This window comes from Azospirillum sp. TSO5 (assembly GCF_003116065.1).
In the GTDB taxonomy this organism is placed as follows: domain Bacteria; phylum Pseudomonadota; class Alphaproteobacteria; order Azospirillales; family Azospirillaceae; genus Azospirillum.
In genome coordinates, this window is sequence record NZ_LGQY01000063.1 from 1 (window position 1) to 18,781 (window position 18,781).

An 18,781-nucleotide genomic window follows, 5' to 3' on the forward strand; every position below is an offset into this window, starting at 1 on the left:
GGGGCGGGGGTGGGGAGTGGGGCGGCAGGGGGGCGGTGGCGCAGCGCCGCCAGATCGCCCAGCGCCACCAGATCGGGACCCAGGTGATAGCGCTTGCTGCGGGTGTCCTGCTCCACCAGCCCGTCGCGCGCCAGCGCCATCAGCAGCCGGTGGGCGGTCGCCTTCGACAGCCCGACCCCGGTTATCAGGTCGGCCAGCCGCGCGCCGCCGGTTTCGGCGTCGGCCACCGCGCGCAGCAGGGCGATGGCGCGTTCCAGGCTCTGGGTGCCGCCCGCCGCGCTTGAGGTGGAGGGCGGAGCGGCCGGAGAGGGGACGATGTCGGCGTGACTGTTCATGAGGTCCATCATATGGACCGTGCGGCGCCTTATCGCAACAAAAAACATGCAATGGCGGAATGTCAGTGTTGAAAACAGACGGAGGCTCGGTATATAGTCGGGAAGTTGCTCATGAAACGGTCCACAATATGGACCTCGCCGGCCGCCAAGAGCCGGATCGTGACCCCGAGAAGCGGTACCAACTAGCAACGGAGGAGGAAATGTCCGGCGCGCCCGTCGCACCACACCCCGGCCCTGGCCAAAATTCCCCTGGCCAAAATTCGCCGACCACTCAGGCGGAGACCATTTTCGAGGCTCGGGGCGTCAACCTGCGCTTCGGGGGCGTCCATGCGCTGACCGACGTCAGCTTCGGCATCCGCAGGGGCGAGCTGTTCTCGATCATCGGTCCCAACGGGGCCGGCAAGACCTCCATGGTCAACTGCATCTCCGGCCGCTACCGGCCGACCGACGGCAAGGTCTTCTTCAAGGGCCGCGACGTGACGGGGATGACCCCGAACCATCGCGCCTCTCTCGGCATCGGCCGCACCTTCCAGAATCTGGCGCTGTTCGGGCACATGACCGTGCTCGACAACATCATGGTCGGCCGCCACCACCTGCTGAAGAACAACTTCCTGACCGGGTCGCTCTATTGGCTGACCGGCGCCAGGAAGGAGGAGCTGTCCCACCGCCGCGAGGTGGAGGAGATCATCGACTTCCTCGAAATCCAGCATGTGCGCAAGGCCACCGCCGGCACGCTGTCCTACGGCCTGCGCAAGCGGGTGGAACTGGCCCGCGCCATCGCGCTGAAGCCGGACCTGATCCTGCTGGACGAACCGATGGCCGGCATGAACCTGGAAGAGAAGGAGGACATGGCCCGCTACATCGTCGACCTGAACGAGGAATTCGGCATGACCGTGGTCATGATCGAACACGACATGGGCGTGGTCATGGACATCTCGCACCGGGTGATGGTGCTGGAATTCGGCAAGAAGATCGCCGAAGGCAAGCCGGAAGAGGTTCTGGCCGACCCCCGCGTCCGCCGCGCCTATCTGGGCGAGGATGACGAGGAGGAGGCGCCGGTTGCAGCCGTTCCTCCGGCCCGGAAGGAGGTCGCGTGATGTCCACTTCCACTCTGCCCGATCTGGTCGCCAACGACACCCTGCCGAAGCTGCTGGCCCTGCATGACCGCGAGCATGGCGGCGACATCGCCATGCGCGAGAAGGATTTCGGCATCTGGCGCACTTTCACCTGGAGCCAGGTCCATGCCCGCGTCCGCGCCTTCGCGCTGGGCATGACCAAGCTCGGCGTCGTGCCGGGCGAGGTCGTCGGGCTTCTCGGCGACAACCGTCCCGACTGGGTGATGGGCGAGATCGCGACCCACGCAGTGCGCGGCTACAGCCTGGGCATCTATCGCGACGCGCTGGACGAGGAGGTCGCGTACCTCATCACCTATGCCGACGTGAAGGTGGTGTTCGCCGAGGACGAGGAGCAGGTCGACAAACTGCTGAACCTCGCCGACCGTCTGCCGACGCTGCAGCACATCATCTATTCCGACCCGCGCGGCATGCGCAAATACCACGACCCCCGCCTGATGCCGGTCACCGATCTGGTCCGTATGGGCGAGGAACTGCACGCGCAGCAGCCGGCCCTCTACGACCGCATGGTGGCCGCGACGAAGGGTGAGGAGGTCGCCGTCCTCTGCACCACCTCGGGCACCACGTCGAACCCGAAGATGGCGATGCTGCCGGCCGGCCGGCTGATCCGCCATGTCGCCAGCTACCTGTCCGCCGATCCGAAGGGGCCGGAGGACGAGTATGTCTCGGTCCTGCCGCTGTCCTGGATCATGGAACAGGTCTATGCCGTCGGCATGGGCATGGTGTCGCGGATGCGCGTGAACTTCGTCGAGGAAGCCGAGACGATGATGCACGACTTCCGCGAGATCGGGCCGACCTTCGTGCTGTTCGCCCCGCGCCTGTGGGAGCAGATTGCTGCCGACGTGCGCGCCCGCATGATGGACGCCTCGCCCTTCAAGCAGAAGATGTACGATCTCGGCATGAAGCTGGGGCTGGAAGCGCTGGCCAAGGGTCAGCGGTCGGCGATGGCCGACGCGATCCTGTTCAAGGCTCTGCGCGACCGGCTGGGCTTCACCAACCTGAAATCGGCGGCGACCGGCGGTGCGGCCTTGGGGCCGGACACCTTCAAGTTCTTCCAGGCGCTTGGCGTCCCGCTTCGCCAGATCTACGGCCAGACCGAGACGATGGGCGCCTACACCGTCCACCGCGGCACCGACGTGGATTTCGACACGGTCGGCGTGCCGTTCGACGGCGGCATCGAGGTGAAGGTGATCGACGCCGACCACAACGGCGTCGGCGAGATCGTCACCCGCCACCCCAACATGTTCGCCGGCTATTACCGGAACGAGAATGCGACCGTCGCCGACATGCGCGACGGCTGGATGCACACCGGCGATGCCGGGTTCTTCGACAAGAAGGGCCATCTGGTCATCATCGACCGCATCAAGGACATTGCCACCACCGCCCAGGGCGACCGCTTCAGCCCGCAATACATCGAGAACAAGCTGAAGTTCAGCCCCTATGTGGCCGAGGCGGTGATCCTGGGCGACAAGCGCGACTATCTGTCGGCGATCATCTGCATCCGCTTCCCCATCGTGTCGAAATGGGCGGAGAAGAATCGCATCGCCTTCACGACCTACTCCGACCTGTCGTCGAAGCAGGAGGTCTACGACCTGCTGCGGGCCGAGGTGGAGCGGGTGAACCAGACGCTGCCCGAGTATCAGCGCATCTCCAAGTTCCTGCTGCTCTACAAGGAGCTGGACGCCGACGATGGCGAGCTGACCCGCACCCGCAAGGTGCGCCGCGGCGTCATCGGCGAGAAGTACGGCACCATCATCGACAGCATCTATGCCGGCCAGCCGAAGATCGACGTGGACACCACGATCGCCTTCCAGGACGGCACCAAGCAGCGCATCCGCACGACGCTGACCGTCATCGACCTGGCCCCGACCGCCGCCAAGGCGCCGCGGCAGCCGGTTGCGGCGTGAGGAGCGCGCGATGCACACCGCCAATCACACCCTCTCCCGCCCCGGGAGAGGGAGGGGACCCGTGCGCAGCACGGGGAGGGTGAGGGGTCCGGCAAGAAACGGGCACCCTGATCCTTGGACGACCCCTCACCCGACCGCTTCGCGGTCCCCCTCTCCCGGGGCGGGAGAGGGACAGAAAGAGGCCACGCCATGACCCTTCTGTTTCAGCTTCTCGTCAACGGCCTGATCGTCGGCGCGCTGTATGGCGTGGTCGCCATGTCCTTCGTGCTGATCTACAAGGCCAGCCGCATCGTCAATTTCGCGCAGGGCGAATTCCTGCTGATCGGCGCCTGGACCTGCTGGTGGTTGCTGACCAGCTGGCAGCTGCCCTTCTGGATCGGCTTCCCGATCACGCTGGTCTTCATGCTGGCCTTCGGCGTCATCCTGCAGATCGTCGTCTTGAGGCCGATGATCGGCGAGCCGATCATCTCCGTCATCATGGTGACGATCGGCCTGTCGATCGTCTTCCAGGCGGCGATGAAGTGGATGTTCGGCGTCTTCGCCAAGCCCTTCCCGCCGATCTTCGCCAGCCCCACCATGAACCTGTTCGGGCTGGAGGTGCAGACCGTCTACGTCATGTCGCTGGTCATCTCGATCCTGATCATGGCGGGCTTCGGCTGGTTCTTCAAATATTCGCGGACCGGTCTCGCCATGCGGGCCACCGCCTTCGACCAGCAGGTGGCGCAGTCGCTGGGCATCTCGGTCCGCCACATGTTCGCGATGAGCTGGGCGATCTCCGCCATGGTGTCGGCGGTGGCCGGCGTCACGGTGGGCGTGGTCAACGGCGTGTCGTCGGCTCTGTCCTTCTTCGGCATCAAGGTGTTCCCGGCGGTGATCCTGGGCGGTCTCGACAGCGTCATCGGCGCGGTGGTCGGCGGCCTGATCGTCGGCGTGCTGGAGAACATGGCGCATTACCTGGACAGCCAGTGGCTGAACTGGGGCAACATGTACGAGATCGCGCCCTTCTACGTCCTGATCGCCATCCTGATGATCAAGCCCTACGGCCTGTTCGGCACCAAAGACATCGAGCGCGTGTGAGGCCCCCATGGCATCCGTCAGCATCATCCCGAGCGGCGATTACAAGACGTCCTACGGGTCCGACACCACCATCTTCCCGACCAGGACCAGCCGCAACTTCGCGATCCTGGGCGTGGTCCTCCTGCTGGCCTGCCCGGCCTTCATGGACCGCTACTGGCTCAGCCTGCTGATCCAGATCAGCTATCTCGGCATCGCCGCGCTGGGCCTGAACATCCTGGTCGGCTTCACCGGCCAGATCTCCATCGGCCATTCCGCCTTCTTCGGCTTCGGCGCCTTCGCCTCGGCCTGGCTCAGCAACAGTGTCGGCGTCCCGGTGGCGCTGGCCATTCCGCTGGCGGGCGTCATCACCACGCTGGTCGGGCTGCTGTTCGGCATGCCGGCGGCGCGGTTGAAGGGCCTGTATCTCGCCATCGCCACGCTGGCGGCGCAGTACATCCTGCAGGACTTCTTCGCGCGGGCCGACTGGTTCACCGGCGGCACCGCCGGCACCATCGCCGAGCCGCTGACCATCTTCGGCTTCTCCTTCGACACCGACGAGCGCTATTTCTACGTCGCTCTGGTGGCGCTGGTGGTGATGTACATCCTCGCCACCAACCTGATGCGGACCCGCGACGGCCGCGCCCTGGTGGCGGTGCGCGACCATTATCTCTCCGCCGAGATCATGGGCATCAACCTGACGAAGTACCGGACGATGTCCTTCGGCATCTCCGCCTTCTACGCCGGGATCGGCGGCGCGCTGTACGCCCACTATCTGCAGTTCGTGTCGGTCGAGGGCTTCACCATCCTCTTCTCGATCCAGTTCCTGGGCATGATCATCATCGGCGGGCTGGGTTCGATCATGGGCACGCTGATGGGCACCGCCTTCATGGTCTTCCTGCCCGAGGCGATGCAGGCCCTGACCAAGCTGGTGAGCGGCACCGCCATCGATACCGCGCTGAACCTGAAGGACAACATCGCCTTCCTGCGCGAGATGTCGATCGGCCTCGTCATCATCCTGTTCCTGGTGTTCGAGCCCGACGGGCTGGCCCACCGTTGGAAGCAGATCAAGGCCTACTGGAAGCTCTATCCCTTCTCGCACTGATGCTCGTCGAACCATCTGGCTCTTTCCAACAAGCAACCACTCACCGTCATTCCCGCGAAGGCGGGAATCCAGACCTCCCGAAAAGGGGACTCCCGGCAAAGCCTGGATCCCCGCCTTCGCGGGGATGACGGCCGGGAAGCCTCCGCCTGCAAGCTTTTGCCGATCAACAAACAGAACAGAATGGGGAGTAAACGCACCATGTCGATCAAGACCGCGCTCTTCGCGACCTCTGCGCTTCTGCTGGCGACCTCCGCCACCGCTTATGCGGACATCCCGGTCGGCCATCTGGCGGACCAGTCCGGCGCCACCTCCGACGTCGGCGTGCCCTATGCGCAGGGCGTGTCGGACGCGCTGGCCTACATCAACGCCCATGGCGGCATCAACGGCACCAAGCTGGCGGTCGACACCGTCGACTACGGCTATCAGGCGCCGCGCGCCATCAGCCAGTACAAGAAATGGTCGTCGGGCAGCGACAAGATCGCCGCTCTCCAGGGCTGGGGCACCGCCGACACCGAGGCGCTGACCGGCTTCGTCGGCAAGGACGAGATCCCGGCCTATTCCGGCTCCTACTCCGGCCACCTGACCGACCCGACCGGCAAGGGTCCGCACGGCTCCAAGCCGGCGCCCTACAACTTCTTCTACGGCCCGTCCTATTCCGACGCGCTGCGCGGCATGCTGATGTGGGCGGCCGAGGACTGGAAGAAGCAGGGCGGTCAGGGCAAGCCGAAATACGTCCACATGGGCGCCAACCACCCCTATCCCAACGCGCCGAAGGAAGCCGGCGAGCAGCTGGCCAAGGAACTGGGCTTCGAGGTGCTGCCGGCCGTCCAGTTCGCCCTGACCCCCGGCGACTACACCGCCCAGTGCCTGACCCTGAAGCAGTCGGGCGTCAACTACGCCTATCTCGGCAACACCGCCGGCTCCAACATCTCGGTGCTGAAGGCCTGCCAGACGGTCGGCGCCAAGGTTCAGTTCATGGGCAATGTCTGGGGCATGGATGAGAACGCCGCCAAGGCCGCCGGCTCGGCCGCCGACGGCGTGGTGTTCCCGATGCGCACGGCGGTGACCTGGAACGCCGAGGTGCCGGGCATGAAGACGCTGAAGGACATCTCCAAGATCTCCGATGCGTCGGGCAACGCCTATCGCCCGGTGCATTACATGGCCGGCGTCTGCACCGCCTACTACATGAAGGAGGCGATGGACTGGGCGTCGAAGAACGGCGGCGTCACCGGCCCGAACATCCGCAAGGCGATGTACCAGAAGAAGGACTGGGTTCCGGCCGGGCTTGAGGGCGTCTGCGTTCCGTCGACCTGGACCGACACCGACCACCGCGGCATGACGGCGGTCAACATCTACCGCGCCAAGGTGTCGGGCGAGACCGGCGCCAGCGTGGACGATCTGGTCAAGGCCGGCACCATCAAGCTGGAGAAGCTGACCACCGTCGACGTTCCGCGCAAGGCGGAATGGCTGGGCTGGTAAGTCCTTGAGCAAGCGGCGCCTCCGCCCCGTTTCCGGCGGGGGCGCCCCCCTTCTTACGAACAGTTCAGGTGCCGCATGCTGACCACCGCCACGGCCGCTTCGACCAACGCTCCAGTCGCACCGCCGGTCACGGCCGCGAAAAAGCTGATGCTGTCCGTCAACAACATCGAGGTCGTCTACAACGACGTGATCCTCGTGCTCCGCGGCCTCAGCCTGGAGGTGCCGGAGGGTGAGATCGTGGCCCTGCTGGGCGCCAACGGCGCCGGCAAGTCGACGACTCTGAAGGCGATCTCCGGCCTGCTGAAAACCGAGGACGGCGAGGTCACCCGCGGCGACATCACCTTCAACGGCGAGCGCATCAACGGCATCGACCCCGACCAGATCGTCCGCAAGGGCATCTTCCAGGTGATGGAGGGCCGGCGCATCATCGCCGACATGACCTGTCTGGAAAACCTGCGCCTCGGCGCCTACACCCGCCGGGACGGTGGGGTGAAGGACGACCTGGACATGGTCTTCAGCTATTTCCCCCGGCTGAAGGAGCGCACCGGCCTTGCCGGCTACCTGTCCGGCGGCGAGCAGCAGATGCTGGCCATCGGCCGCGCGATGATGGCCCGGCCGAAGCTGATCCTGATGGACGAGCCCAGCATGGGCCTGTCGCCGCTGATGGTGAAGGAGGTGTTCAGCATCGTCCAGCAGATCAACAAGGACCTTGGCGTCACCATCCTGCTGGTGGAGCAGAACGCCCGCATGGCGCTGCAGGCCGCAACCCGCGGCTACATCATGGAGAACGGCAAGGTCGTGCTGGACGGCACCGCCGACGAGCTGCGCAACAACGAGGACGTGAAGGAATTCTACCTCGGCGGCGGCAATGAAGAGCGCAAGAGCTTCAAGAATTTGAAGAGCTTCAAGCGGCGCAAGCGCTGGATTTGATGGGAGCCGCTTCTGCGGTTGCCCCCTCCCTAACCCTCCCCCGCTCCGCGGGAGAGGGGACTGCCGCCACTCCTTTGCGACACTCCTGCGAGCGTCCTGCCCCCTCTCCCGCGGAGCGGGGGAGGGATGGGGAGGGGGCAAAACTGGCGATGATCGGCCGACCCCTGAACGGACGAACGACCATGACCGATTACTACGACGACCTCGAAACCCGTTCCTCCGACCGGCGCGAGGCCGAGCAGTTCGCGGCGCTGCCCGTCCATCTGCACCATGCCAAGGACGCGGCACCCTATTTCGGCCGGCTGCTGGCCGACATCGACCCGGCGTCGATCCACGACCGCAATGCGCTGGCCACCCTGCCGGTGACGCGGAAGTCCGACCTGATCGCGCTGCAGCAGGCGGACCCACCCTTCGGCGGTCTGGCGGCGGTGGAGGTCGGGCGGCTGGCCCGGGTCTTCGCCTCCCCCGGCCCGATCCATGATCCGGAGCCGCACGGCACTGATCCCTGGCGTAGCGCTCGCGCGCTGTTCGCCGCCGGCTTCCGCGCCGGTGATCTCGCCCACAACTGCTTCGCCTACCATCTGACCCCCGCCGGCTCGATGTTCGAGACCGGGGCGCACGCCATCGGCTGCGCCGTCATCCCCGCCGGCACCGGCAACACCGAGATGCAGGCCCAGGTCGTCGCCAGCCTAAAGCCGCGCGGTTATATCGGCACGCCCGACTTCCTGAAGATCATCCTGGAGAAGGGCGACGCGCTGGGGCTGGACGTGTCGTCGATCCGCATCGCCAGCGTGTCGGGCGGCCCCTATCTGCCCGACGCCCGCGCCTTCTATGAAGCGCGCGGGCTGGAGGTCTACCAGTGCTACGGCACGGCCGACCTCGGCATCGTCGCCTATGAGACGGAGGCGCGTTCCGGGCTGGTGGTGAACGAGGGCTGCATCGTCGAGATCGTCCGCCCCGGCACCGGCGACCCGGTTCCCGACGGCGAGGTCGGCGAGGTGGTGGTGACCATCTTCAACCCGGCCTATCCGCTGATCCGTTTCGGCACCGGCGATCTGTCGGCGGTGCTGCCGGGGACCAGCCCCTGCGGCCGGACCAACATGCGGCTGAAGGGCTGGATGGGCCGCGCCGACCAGACCACCAAGGTCAAGGGCATGTTCGTGCATCCTTCGCAGGTGGCAGAAGTGCTGCGCCGCCATCCCCAGATCGGGCGCGCCCGGCTGGTGGTGGGGCGGCAGGATGCCAGCGACACGATGACGTTGCGCTGCGAAGCGGAGGAGAGCGGGGAGGCACTGTCGGCCGCCATCCGCGAGACGCTGGCGTCGGTGACCAAGCTGAAGGGGGCGGTGGAGTTCGTGGCGCCGGGGAGTTTGGCGAACGATGGCAAGGTGATCGACGATACGCGGGGGTGAGCGGGTGCGGCGGGTGCCCCCTCCCTAACCCTCCCCCACCTTTGGTGGGAGAGGGGACTGCCGCCGCACTTCCACAAAGCTCCTGCCCCCTCTCCCTCGAAGAGGGGGAGGGATGGGGAGGGGGCACCCGCCGCGACAACCTATCTCAGCACTCCGCGTCGGCCGACGGCATCAGGTCGTACTGCGGCTTGTAGCCCGGCTGGGCGCGGATGCGGTCGGCCCAGGCCTGGATGTTGGGATAGTCCTTCGCCTCGATCCCGGATTCATTCAGCAGGTCGATCCAGGGGAGGGCGAAGATGTCGGCGATGGTCAGCCGGTCGCCTTCGATGAAGCTGCGGCCGGCCAGATGCTGGTCGAACAGCTTCAGGCCGCTGGCCGCCGAGGCGTCGATCCAAGGCAGGGCGTTGGCGTCGCCGTTGAACTTGCGCACCGCGCGGGCGCGCTGGACCGGCAGCAGCACGTCGGCCAGCCAGCTCAGCCATTCGGCAAGGCGCAGCTTCTCGGCCTCGTCGCGGCCGCCGAACTGGCCGGTCTGCTCGGCCAGATAGGTCAGGATCACGCTGGATTCGGAAATCGAATGGTCGCCATGCACCAGCGTCGGCACCCGGCCGAAGCGGTTGATCGCCTGATATTCGGGCGACTTCTGCTGGCCGTTGCGCAGGTCGACATGGCGGTACTGGAAGGGAATGCCGCCCAGCCGGAAGAACAGCGCGATGCGGGTCGCGGGCTGGGAATTCACGTTGCCATAGAGGATGAAGGGCGCGGTCACGTTGCTCTGTCTCCCTGATTTGTGGACACGGGGATCGCCCAGTGTCCGGCATTTCCCGGGAGCATGGCCTCAACCGGCCCAGCCGCGCCAGCGGAAACCGCGCCCACCTCCTCTCCGCATCACATGTCGCTGGTCGCCGGCTCCTGCACCCGCTTCACGCCCAGCAGCTTCAGCACATAGCGCTCGTACACCGGTTCGCTGATGCCCTTGCGGACCTTGCGCAGGAAATAGCGCTCGAACCCGATCTTGGCGAAATGGACCCAGCGCCCGTGCGACGACCAGTTGACGTTGCGCGGCGGGATTTGCGGCATGGCGACGAAGGCGACGCCGCTGTCGCCGAAATCGGCGAGGCACAGCGCGCTCCAGGTCCCTTCCTCCACCGGCTCCTTGCCGTCGAGCAGGGAGCGGATGTTGCGGGCGGCGGCGGTGACCATCGTTTCGATCATATAGCCGGTCTTCGGCACGCCGACCGGCACCGGCGTCTTTTCCACCGGCGGGATGGCGATGCAGACGCCGACGCCGAAGACGTTGCGGTGGGTCGGATTGCGCTGGTGCTTGTCGGCCAGGACGAAGCCGCGCGGGTTGACCAGCCCCTCCGCACCGCGCAGTGCGGCGATGCCGCGGAAGGCCGGCAGCATCATGGTCAGGCGGCTTTCGACCACATGCGCGGTCTTCTCCCGCCCCGCCTCGTCCATCTCCGTGACATGCACGGCGTCGGGGGTGAAGCGGTCGGTGCGGGCGTTGACGATCCACTTGATGTGACGCTCGCGCAGCGCCGATTCCAGCAGCCCCTTGGTGTCGCCGACGCCGCCCAGGCCGAGATGGCCGACATAGGGTTCCGAACTGATGAAGGTGATGGGGACCTTGTGGCGGATCTTCCGGCGCCGCAGGTCGGCGTCGGCGATCATCGCGAACTCATAGGCCGGGCCGAAGCAGGAGGCGCCCTGCACCGCGCCGATCACCAGCGGGCCGGGGTCGCGGCAGAAGGCCTCCCAGCGCTCGGCCGCCTCCACCGCATGGTCGACATGGCAGATGGAGATGGTGTTGGCCTGCGGACCGAAGCCTTCGATCTCGTCGAAGGCCAGTTCGGGGCCGGTGGCGATCACCAGCTGGTCGTAGTCGAGGCTGGTTCCGTCGTTCAGCTCCAGCCGGTTCTCCTCCGGCCGCACCTGACGGCAGCCGACCGGGGTGAAGGCGATGCCCTTGCGGGCGAAAGGTTCGGCAAGCGGGACGGTGATGTCCTCCCGCTTGCGCCAGCCCACGGCCACCCAGGGGTTGGACGGCACGAACTGGAAGCTGTTGCTGTTCGACACGACGGTGATCCGATCCTCCGGCCGTGCCAGTTCCTTCATTTCGTAGGCCATCGGGATGCCCCCGATGCCCGCCCCCAGGACGACGATATGCGCCATTGCTGTTTCCTCTCCTAAGGCAGGCCTTCTTCTCGGTCATCTCGACGGATCGACCGGCGGGCCTTGCGTTTATGGAAGATGTGCGCCGCCGCTCCCTCAGGAGAAGGCGACGCCGGAACGCGCGCCCAGCCGCTTCAGGATCATCGCCAGCGGGCAGAAGCCGGTGAAGGAGGCCTGCAGCAGGTTGGCGCCGACGAAGGCGGTAAGCCAGAGCCACTGCGGGCTGTGCAGTTGCGACAGCGCCAAACTGACCAGGATCATGGTCCCGGCGAAGGCCATTACGATACGATCGATGCTCATGTCCGTGTCTCCGGTGGGGAAGAGGGGAGTGCCGACGAATGGTCCGGTGGCGGTCCGTCGCAGTAGAGGCCCTGCAGCACCTCGATCACCGCGGCGGCCTCGGTGCTGGCCAGCGCATAGACGATCGAATGCCCAACGCGCCGGGTGCGAACGAGGCCGTCGGCGCGCAGCCGGGCCAGATGCTGCGACAGGGCCGATTGGCTGAGACCGATGGCGGCCACGAGCGCGCCGACGCACATCTCCCCGTGCGCCAGATGGCAGAGGATGGAAAGGCGCCGTTCGTTGGCGATCGCCTTCAGCAGGCGCGCCGCGGAGCGGATATGGCGGCCATCCGAATCATTCATTGACACTAAATTAGAGTATTCTAAATTAAAGGTCAACAGGCGTCCGCCGCACCTATCCGTCCGTTCCTCCCGTTCGAGGTGGCCCAATGTCCCGTCGATCCTCTCCAGCCCGTCTGGCCGCCCCCCTCGCCCTCGCCCTGGCCCTGCTGTGCGTCGCCGGCTTCCCGTCGCTGTCGCGCGCCCAGCCGGCCCCGCAGGCGGAGGTGCCGGCCAGCATCACCATCCAGCCCCGACCGGTGGAGGATCTGAAGGCCGTCTTCGCCACGGTGGAAAGCGTTCACGAGACGCTGGCCCGCACCCGCATCGGCGGCACAATCGCCGAGCTGAAGGTGAAGGAGGGGGACAAGGTCACCACCGGCCAACTGCTCGCCACCGTCCGCGACCCGAAGCTGCCGTTGCAGATCGTCTCGCTGGACGCCCGCATCCAGGCTTTGCAGGCGCAGCAGCATCAGGCCGAACTGGAGCTGGACCGGGCGCAGCGCCTGCGCGCCAGCGGGACGGGCACGCAGCAGCGGCTGGACGACGCGCAGTCGGCGGTGGACGTCGCCCGCGCCCAGATCGCCGCCATGAAGGCGGAACGGGCGGTGGTCGAGCAGCAGTTGCGCGAGGGCGAGGTGCTGGCCCCGGCCAACGGCCGCATCCTGCAGGTCAAGGTGATCGACGGCGCGGTGGTGGTCCCCGGCGAGACGGTGGCGAGCATCGCCACGGAGACCTATGTGCTGCGCCTGCACCTGCCGGAGCGCCATGCCCGCTTCATGCATGAGGGCGACCCGGTGCTGGTCGGCAACCGCGGGCTGGCGCCGGCCGCTCCGCAAGCCACGGCGCCGGTTGGTGAAACCGCGCTGAAGCGCGGCACCGTGCGGCAGGTCTATCCGGAACTGTCGGGCGGGCAGGTGGTCGCCGACGCCACCGTCACCGGGCTGGGAGATTTCTTCGTCGGCGAGCGGGTGCGGGTCTATGTGGCGACCGGCACGCGGCAGGCCATCGTGGTGCCGCCGGACTGGATCGTCCGCCGCTTCGGCACCGATTTCCTGCGGCTGGCCGACGGCAGCGAAACGCCGGTTCAGGTCGGCGGGCCGATCCCCGCGCTGGATGGCCAGCCCGGCGGGATCGAGGTGCTGTCGGGATTGAAGCCGGGCGACGTGATCGTCCGGCCGGAGGGCGTGTGATGAAGCTCGGCATTTCCGGGGTGTTGACGCGGACCTTCATCTGCTCGCCCCTGACCCCCCTGCTGCTGCTGGCTTCGCTGGTGGTTGGCGCCGTCGCCCTGATGTCGCTGCCGCGCGAGGAGGAGCCGCAGATCAGCGTGCCGATGGTCGACATCCTGGTCCGCGCCGACGGGCTGAAGGCCGACGACGCGGTCGAGCTGGTGACCAAGCCGCTGGAGGAGATCGTCAAGGGTATCGACGGGGTCGAGCACACCTATAGCCAGACCATGGACGACCGGGTGGTGGTGACCGCCCGCTTCCTGGTCGGCACCTCGTCCGACGACGCCATCCTGCGCGTGCACGAGAAGGTGCGCGCCAACATGAACCGCATCCCGCTCGGCATTCCCGAACCGCTGATCGTCGGGCGCGGCATCAACGACGTGGCGATCCTGACCCTGACGCTGGCGCCCAAGCCGGACGAGGCGGGGCGCTGGACCGACACCGCGCTGCACGGCGTCGCCGACGAGCTGCTGGCGCAGCTGGTCCAGGTCGAGGATGTCGGCAAGAGCTATATCGTCGGCGGCCGGCCCGACCAGATCCGGGTTGAACCCGATCCGGAAAAGCTGGCGCTGTTCGGGGTGACGCTGAACCAGCTGGTCGACAAGGTGAAGAACGCCAACCGGTCCTTCATCGTCGGATCGGTGCGGGCGCAGGGCGGCAGCCTGCCGGTGGTGGCGGGCCAGACCCTGCAGGGGACGGCGGACATCGGCCTGCTGCTGGTGACCACCCGCGACGGCCGCCCGGTCTATGTCAAGGACGTCGCCGACATCGTCGTCGGCTCGCGGCCCGACGACAGCATGGCGTGGACGATGACGCCGGACGGCAAGGGCGGGCTGGTCCGCACCCCGGCCGTCACCCTCGCCATCGCCAAGCGGGCCGGCGCCAACGCCGTCACCATCGCCGAGCGCGTGCTGGAGCGCGTCCACGCCATCGAACAGGAGTCGCTGCCGAAGGGCCTGACGCTGACCGTTACCCGCAATTACGGCGAGACCGCCAACGAGAAGGTGAACGAGCTGCTGTTCCATCTGGCGCTCGCCACCGTCACCATCGTCGCCCTGATCGTGCTGGCCATCGGCTGGCGCGAGGGCATCGTGACGCTGATCGTCATCCCGACGACCATCCTGCTGACCATGTTCGCGTCCTGGCTGATGGGCTACACCATCAACCGCGTCAGCCTGTTCGCCCTGATCTTTTCCATCGGCATCCTGGTGGACGACGCCATCGTCGTGGTCGAGAACATCGACCGCCACTGGGCGATGAAGGACGGCCGGTCCAAGGTGCAAGCCGCCATCGAGGCGGTGGCCGAGGTCGGCAACCCCACCATCGTCGCCACCCTGACCGTCATCGCCGCGCTGCTGCCGATGATGTTCGTGTCCGGCCTGATGGGGCCGTACATGAGCCCGATCCCCGCCAACGCCTCCGCGGCGATGGTGTTCAGCTTCTTCGTCGCCATGGTGCTGACGCCCTGGCTGATGGTGAAGCTGCGGCCCGGCGAGACGCCGGCTGCTGGGCATAGCGGTGGGCATGGTGGCGGTCATGAGGGTGGCCATGAAGGCGGCGGCGCGCTGGGGCGGATGTATCTGGCGGTGGCGCGCCCGCTGATCCGCAGCAAGCGGCGGGCCTGGACCTTCCTGCTGGTGGTTGGCGTCGCGACCCTGGCCTCGACCACGCTGTTCTACACCAAGGACGTCGCGGTGAAGCTGCTGCCCTTCGACAACAAGTCGGAACTGCAGGTCGTCGTCGATTTGCCGCGTGGCGCCTCGCCGGAGGAGACCGAGCGCGTGCTGCTGAACGCGGCGCGGGCGATTGGCGACCTGCCGGAGCTGGAGAGCGTCCAGGCCTACAGCGGCACCGCCTCTCCCTTCAACTTCAACGGTCTGGTCCGGCATTACTACCTTCGCGACCAGCCGGAGCAGGGCGATTTGCAGGTGAACCTCGCGCCGAAGGGCGAGCGCAGCCGCAGCAGCCACCAAATCGCGCTCGACGTCCGCGCCCGGCTGAAGTCCCTGGCGGTGCCGGACGGCACGACGGTCAAGGTGGTCGAGGTGCCGCCCGGCCCGCCGGTGCTCTCCACCCTGCTGGTCGAGGTCTATGGCCCCGATGCGGCGACACGGCAGAAGGCGGCGCATATCGTCGAGGACGCCTTCCGCAGCGTCGACTTCATCGTCGACGTCGACAACACCGTGCGTGCGCCCGGCGAGCGGCTGCGCTTCGCGCTCGACCATGAAAGCCTGGAGTTCCATGGCGTCGAGGAACAGGCGGTCTACGACACGCTGCAGGCGCTGGTCGGCGGCGTGCCGGTCGGCTATTCCCACCGCGGCGCCGGGCGCAATCCGATCGAGATCGCGGTGCAACTGCCGAAATCCGGCCTATTCCTGTCGGAACGCATCCTTGCCACCCCGGTGCCGGGGGCGCGCGGCACGGTGGAGTTGGGCGACCTCGTCACCATGACGCGGGAGCCGGCCTCCTACCCGCTGTTCCGCCGCAACGGCCGCTATGCCGAGATGGTGATGGCCGACCTCGCCGGCCGGTTCGAGGCGCCGATCTACGGCATGCTGGCGGTGCAGGACCGCTTGAAGCAGGTCGATTGGAAAGCCGCCGGTCTGGGCGCGGAGCCGGAGATCCTGCTGCATGGCCAGCCCGAGGACCAGAGCAAGCCGGCGCTGCTGTGGGAGGGCGAATGGGAGATCACCTATGTCACCTTCCGCGACATGGGGGCGGCCTTCGGCGTGGCGATCCTCGGCATCTATCTGCTGGTGGTCGGCCAGTTCGGCAGCTTCAAGCTTCCGCTGGTGATCCTGGTGCCGGTGCCGCTGACGCTGATCGGCATCGTGATCGGCCATTGGCTGTTCGGCGCGGCCTTCACCGCGACCTCGATGATCGGCTTCATCGCGCTGGCCGGCATCATCGTCCGCAACTCGATCCTGCTGGTGGACTTCATCCGCCATCTGCGGGAGCGCGGGAGGACGGTGCGCGAGGCGGTGCTGGAGGCGGGGGCGATCCGCTTCAAGCCGATCCTGCTGACGGCGGTCGCCGCGATGATCGGCGCCGCGTTCATCCTGACCGACCCGATCTTCCAGGGGCTGGCGATCTCGCTGCTGTTCGGGCTGCTCAGCTCGACGCTGCTGACCGTGCTGGTGATCCCGGCGATCTACGTCGTGCTGCGCGGCGACGCGCCCACCCTGCCGCCGCAACGGGGGGAGACGGCGGAGAGCCCGCAGGGGAAGGCGATGTCGGCGGGGGAATTGGTGGGGACGTGAGAGAATCCCCTCTCCCCCCGGGGAGAGGGTTAGGGTGAGGGGGGTGCGTGGTGAGGATTCTCGAGAATCCACCCTGTGCATCCCCCTCACCCCGACCCTCTCCCCGGGGGGGAGAGGGGGGGCCGGATTTTTCCCCCTACGCCTTTGAATCGCCGGACGCGCAGAACAGGTGGTAGAGGTCGCCCAGGATCGGGCGCACCCGGTCGGAGCCGATGCGGTAATGGATTGCGGTGCCCTGGCGGCGGGTGGCGACCAGCCCCTCCTCGCGCAGTTTGGCGAGATGCTGGGACAGGTTGGATTGCGACAGGCCGAGGCGGCGGACCAGTTCGCCCACCTGCATCTCGCCCTCCAGAAGGCTGCACAGGATCATCAGCCGGTGCCGGCTGGCGATGGAGCGCAGGAAGCCCTCCGCCTCCGCGGCGCGCGCTTCGAAATCGGCAGCCTCGAAGTCCGGGGTGTTGAGTGCCGTGTCGCCCAGCGTTGAGGTCATCGCCTGGACCATCCTGCCGTCGGAAGTCTGCAAATTAGGGTAAACTAATATAACCCTTGGCAGAGTGGGTTCAAGGGATTTGTCGGTCGCATGGCGGCTCAGCCGATTCGCCGCAGCGACAGACCCGACGCGGCGGTGCGGAAGCCGCCGTCCGGCGTCGGTTCGACCGGCTCGCCGCCGTCGAGGCGATAGCTCTTGCTCTCCGGAACCCAGCCGGCGGGGCCGCGGAAGGTCACCATCTGGATGAAGCTGGTCGTCTCGACTACGGCATGGATGCTGCCGTCCTCGGCCGTCACCTCGAAGCGGTCCGTTTCCATCTCCTGACGCAAAGGCATCGGCCTGCTCCCTCCCACATCCGCGGTGGCCCATAGCCTGCCACGGGGCCGCCGAAGCGAGCCATTAGTTTAATTTTGGTCTTCCGCGAGGAAAGCTCGTTTGTTCGCGCACCCCCGGCTTTTTATCGTCCGGCCATCGCAACAGCGGAAAACGGGGTTGGAGATGATCGGAAGACGGGAATTCCTGGCGGCGACAGGCGGGGGCCTGCTGCTGTCGGCGGCAGGGGCGGTGGCCGGGGTGCAGGCTGCGGAAAGCAAGAAGAACAAGGCTGGCAACGCGTCCGGCAGTGACGCGCTGGCCGCGAAGATGACGGAGCTGGAGGCCCGCAGCGGCGGCCGGCTCGGTGTCGCGGTGCTCGACAGCGGGAACGGCAAGCTGCATGGCTGGCGCGGGGACGAGCGGTTCCCGATGTGCAGCACCTTCAAATTTCTATTGGCTGCCGCCGTGCTGAAGACGGTGGACCAGGGCAAGGACCGGCTGGACCGGCGGATCCCGGTGACCAAGGCCGATCTGGTGCCCTATGCCCCCTTCTCGGAAACCCGGCTGGACGGCACGCCGCCGACGGTGGCCGAACTGTGCGAGGCGGCGCTGACGCTCAGCGACAATGTCGCGGCCAATCTGCTGCTGCCGGGGATCGGCAATCCGGCCGGCCTGACCGCCTTCATGCGGGGCATCGGTGACAAGACCACCCGGCTGGACCGCAACGAGCCGACGCTGAACACCGCCATCCCCGGCGATCCGCGCGACACCACCACGCCGGCCGCCATGGTGCGCAGCATGGAGCGGATCCTGGTCGGCGACGTGCTGCGGCCGGACTCCCGCCGGCAGCTGATCGACTGGATGGTTGCCAACAAGACCGGCGACAAGCGCCTGCGCGCCGGGCTGCCGGCCGGCTGGCGGGTGGGGGACAAGACGGGGACCGGCAGCTACGGCAGTGCCAACGACATCGCCATCGTCTGGCCGGAGGGCCGTGCGCCGCTGCTGGTCGCCTGCTATCTGACCCAGACGGCGGAGGGCTTCAAGCAGCAGGACTCCATCCATGCCGAGGTGGCGCGGGCGGTGGCCGGCCTGATCGGCTGAGGCATTCCAAGCGAGTTGGGTCAGGCGGGAGATGCCGGCGTTGGTTGCGGCGGCTGAGCCCATCGCACGATGGACCGCACGGCGTTCAGGGCGTTCACATTGTCCTGAATGTGAAAATGCCGCCGCAACTCGGCGACCGCCGCCCACTCGCCGCTTTCGTGAAACGCCTTCTGGATTGCGGCGGCTTCATCCTGGCTGACGCTGAACATCCGACCCTCATGGCCGACCTTG

At 67.0% G+C, this 18,781-nt stretch carries 18 protein-coding genes; 10 read left to right on the forward strand and 8 right to left on the reverse strand.

Going from position 1 to position 18,781, the window contains the following annotated elements; all coding sequences use genetic code 11:
- Positions 1-335 (reverse strand): helix-turn-helix domain-containing protein (locus TSO5_RS17655; protein WP_247870803.1); only part of this gene is annotated, 335 nt, incomplete at its 3' end.
- A gap of 200 nt (positions 336-535) precedes the next feature.
- Here TSO5_RS17655 and TSO5_RS17660 point away from each other — a divergent pair.
- From TSO5_RS17660 to TSO5_RS17695, 7 genes are all read left to right on the forward strand, one after another.
- A complete protein-coding gene (locus TSO5_RS17660; RefSeq protein ID WP_199230925.1) occupies positions 536-1,432 on the forward strand; it encodes an ABC transporter ATP-binding protein in 897 nt (298 codons plus the stop codon).
- Complete coding sequence (locus TSO5_RS17665) at positions 1,432-3,375, forward strand: long-chain fatty acid--CoA ligase (protein WP_109152784.1); 1,944 nt, start codon at positions 1,432-1,434, stop codon at positions 3,373-3,375. The genes TSO5_RS17660 and TSO5_RS17665 overlap by 1 nt, the downstream gene beginning before the upstream one ends.
- 189 nt (positions 3,376-3,564) lie before the next feature.
- Positions 3,565-4,452 carry a branched-chain amino acid ABC transporter permease gene (locus TSO5_RS17670; protein WP_109152785.1) on the forward strand — a complete coding sequence of 296 codons (888 nt, stop codon included), beginning with the start codon at positions 3,565-3,567 and terminating at the stop codon, positions 4,450-4,452.
- A gap of 7 nt (positions 4,453-4,459) precedes the next feature.
- Positions 4,460-5,533 (forward strand): branched-chain amino acid ABC transporter permease, encoded by a 1,074-nt coding sequence (locus TSO5_RS17675; RefSeq protein ID WP_109152786.1) that lies wholly within the window; start codon positions 4,460-4,462, stop codon positions 5,531-5,533.
- Between the two features lie 198 nt (positions 5,534-5,731).
- Positions 5,732-7,012: an ABC transporter substrate-binding protein gene (locus TSO5_RS17685; protein ID WP_109152788.1), complete on the forward strand. Its 1,281-nt coding sequence runs from the start codon at positions 5,732-5,734 to the stop codon at positions 7,010-7,012.
- A gap of 147 nt (positions 7,013-7,159) precedes the next feature.
- The gene (locus TSO5_RS17690; RefSeq protein ID WP_199230927.1) at positions 7,160-7,942 is read left to right on the forward strand and encodes an ABC transporter ATP-binding protein; all 783 of its coding nucleotides are present in this window, start codon (positions 7,160-7,162) and stop codon (positions 7,940-7,942) included.
- A gap of 182 nt (positions 7,943-8,124) precedes the next feature.
- Positions 8,125-9,354: an AMP-binding protein gene (locus TSO5_RS17695; protein WP_109152835.1), complete on the forward strand. Its 1,230-nt coding sequence runs from the start codon at positions 8,125-8,127 to the stop codon at positions 9,352-9,354.
- A gap of 145 nt (positions 9,355-9,499) precedes the next feature.
- Here TSO5_RS17695 and TSO5_RS17700 read toward each other — a convergent pair whose 3' ends face one another.
- From TSO5_RS17700 to TSO5_RS17715, 4 genes are all read right to left on the reverse strand, one after another.
- Positions 9,500-10,123 (reverse strand): glutathione S-transferase family protein, encoded by a 624-nt coding sequence (locus TSO5_RS17700; protein WP_109152790.1) that lies wholly within the window; start codon positions 10,121-10,123, stop codon positions 9,500-9,502.
- Between the two features lie 119 nt (positions 10,124-10,242).
- Positions 10,243-11,532: an FAD-dependent oxidoreductase gene (locus TSO5_RS17705; RefSeq protein ID WP_109152791.1), complete on the reverse strand. Its 1,290-nt coding sequence runs from the start codon at positions 11,530-11,532 to the stop codon at positions 10,243-10,245.
- A gap of 96 nt (positions 11,533-11,628) precedes the next feature.
- Entirely contained in the window at positions 11,629-11,832 is a 204-nt protein-coding gene (locus tag TSO5_RS17710) for a DUF2892 domain-containing protein (RefSeq protein ID WP_109152792.1), read from the reverse strand.
- On the reverse strand, positions 11,829-12,176 hold the full coding sequence (locus TSO5_RS17715; RefSeq protein WP_109152793.1) for a metalloregulator ArsR/SmtB family transcription factor: 348 nt from the start codon (positions 12,174-12,176) through the stop codon (positions 11,829-11,831). The genes TSO5_RS17710 and TSO5_RS17715 overlap by 4 nt, the downstream gene beginning before the upstream one ends.
- A gap of 86 nt (positions 12,177-12,262) precedes the next feature.
- On the opposite strand from TSO5_RS17715, the gene TSO5_RS17720 reads away from it, so the two are divergent.
- Positions 12,263-13,345, forward strand: coding sequence for an efflux RND transporter periplasmic adaptor subunit (locus TSO5_RS17720; RefSeq protein ID WP_109152794.1), 1,083 nt, complete (start codon positions 12,263-12,265; stop codon positions 13,343-13,345).
- Positions 13,345-16,644 (forward strand): efflux RND transporter permease subunit, encoded by a 3,300-nt coding sequence (locus tag TSO5_RS17725; protein WP_109152795.1) that lies wholly within the window; start codon positions 13,345-13,347, stop codon positions 16,642-16,644. The genes TSO5_RS17720 and TSO5_RS17725 overlap by 1 nt, the downstream gene beginning before the upstream one ends.
- 136 nt (positions 16,645-16,780) lie before the next feature.
- Here TSO5_RS17725 and TSO5_RS17730 read toward each other — a convergent pair whose 3' ends face one another.
- Together TSO5_RS17730 and TSO5_RS17735 are read right to left on the reverse strand one after the other, a co-directional pair.
- The gene (locus TSO5_RS17730; protein ID WP_109152836.1) at positions 16,781-17,134 is read right to left on the reverse strand and encodes a metalloregulator ArsR/SmtB family transcription factor; all 354 of its coding nucleotides are present in this window, start codon (positions 17,132-17,134) and stop codon (positions 16,781-16,783) included.
- Between the two features lie 98 nt (positions 17,135-17,232).
- Positions 17,233-17,469 carry a hypothetical protein gene (locus TSO5_RS17735; RefSeq protein ID WP_109152796.1) on the reverse strand — a complete coding sequence of 79 codons (237 nt, stop codon included), beginning with the start codon at positions 17,467-17,469 and terminating at the stop codon, positions 17,233-17,235.
- Positions 17,470-17,632: 163 nt separating this feature from the next.
- Here TSO5_RS17735 and bla point away from each other — a divergent pair, with 163 nt between their 5' ends.
- Positions 17,633-18,550, forward strand: a complete 918-nt coding sequence (gene bla / locus TSO5_RS17740; protein WP_109152837.1) for a class A beta-lactamase — start codon at positions 17,633-17,635, stop codon at positions 18,548-18,550.
- Positions 18,551-18,570: 20 nt separating this feature from the next.
- Here the strand turns inward: bla and TSO5_RS17745 are convergent, their stop codons facing one another.
- The gene (locus TSO5_RS17745; RefSeq protein ID WP_247870804.1) at positions 18,571-18,759 is read right to left on the reverse strand and encodes a hypothetical protein; all 189 of its coding nucleotides are present in this window, start codon (positions 18,757-18,759) and stop codon (positions 18,571-18,573) included.
- Positions 18,760-18,781 lie beyond the last annotated feature (22 nt).

What these genes read in the sequence shown, in the direction of transcription:
- TSO5_RS17690 (WP_199230927.1), top strand. Translation starts at nt 7,160, where the DNA reads ATGCTGTCCGTCAACAACATCGAGGTCGTCTACAACGACGTGATCCTC.
- TSO5_RS17670 (WP_109152785.1), top strand. Translation starts at nt 3,565, where the DNA reads ATGACCCTTCTGTTTCAGCTTCTCGTCAACGGCCTGATCGTCGGCGCG.
- TSO5_RS17745 (WP_247870804.1), bottom strand. Translation starts at nt 18,759, where the DNA reads ATGTTCAGCGTCAGCCAGGATGAAGCCGCCGCAATCCAGAAGGCGTTT.
- TSO5_RS17675 (WP_109152786.1), top strand. Translation starts at nt 4,460, where the DNA reads ATGGCATCCGTCAGCATCATCCCGAGCGGCGATTACAAGACGTCCTAC.
- TSO5_RS17695 (WP_109152835.1), top strand. Translation starts at nt 8,125, where the DNA reads ATGACCGATTACTACGACGACCTCGAAACCCGTTCCTCCGACCGGCGC.
- TSO5_RS17715 (WP_109152793.1), bottom strand. Translation starts at nt 12,176, where the DNA reads ATGAATGATTCGGATGGCCGCCATATCCGCTCCGCGGCGCGCCTGCTG.
- TSO5_RS17720 (WP_109152794.1), top strand. Translation starts at nt 12,263, where the DNA reads ATGTCCCGTCGATCCTCTCCAGCCCGTCTGGCCGCCCCCCTCGCCCTC.
- TSO5_RS17730 (WP_109152836.1), bottom strand. Translation starts at nt 17,134, where the DNA reads ATGACCTCAACGCTGGGCGACACGGCACTCAACACCCCGGACTTCGAG.
- bla (WP_109152837.1), top strand. Translation starts at nt 17,633, where the DNA reads ATGATCGGAAGACGGGAATTCCTGGCGGCGACAGGCGGGGGCCTGCTG.
- TSO5_RS17685 (WP_109152788.1), top strand. Translation starts at nt 5,732, where the DNA reads ATGTCGATCAAGACCGCGCTCTTCGCGACCTCTGCGCTTCTGCTGGCG.
- TSO5_RS17660 (WP_199230925.1), top strand. Translation starts at nt 536, where the DNA reads ATGTCCGGCGCGCCCGTCGCACCACACCCCGGCCCTGGCCAAAATTCC.
- TSO5_RS17735 (WP_109152796.1), bottom strand. Translation starts at nt 17,469, where the DNA reads ATGCCTTTGCGTCAGGAGATGGAAACGGACCGCTTCGAGGTGACGGCC.
- TSO5_RS17705 (WP_109152791.1), bottom strand. Translation starts at nt 11,532, where the DNA reads ATGGCGCATATCGTCGTCCTGGGGGCGGGCATCGGGGGCATCCCGATG.
- TSO5_RS17725 (WP_109152795.1), top strand. Translation starts at nt 13,345, where the DNA reads ATGAAGCTCGGCATTTCCGGGGTGTTGACGCGGACCTTCATCTGCTCG.
- TSO5_RS17710 (WP_109152792.1), bottom strand. Translation starts at nt 11,832, where the DNA reads ATGAGCATCGATCGTATCGTAATGGCCTTCGCCGGGACCATGATCCTG.
- TSO5_RS17665 (WP_109152784.1), top strand. Translation starts at nt 1,432, where the DNA reads ATGTCCACTTCCACTCTGCCCGATCTGGTCGCCAACGACACCCTGCCG.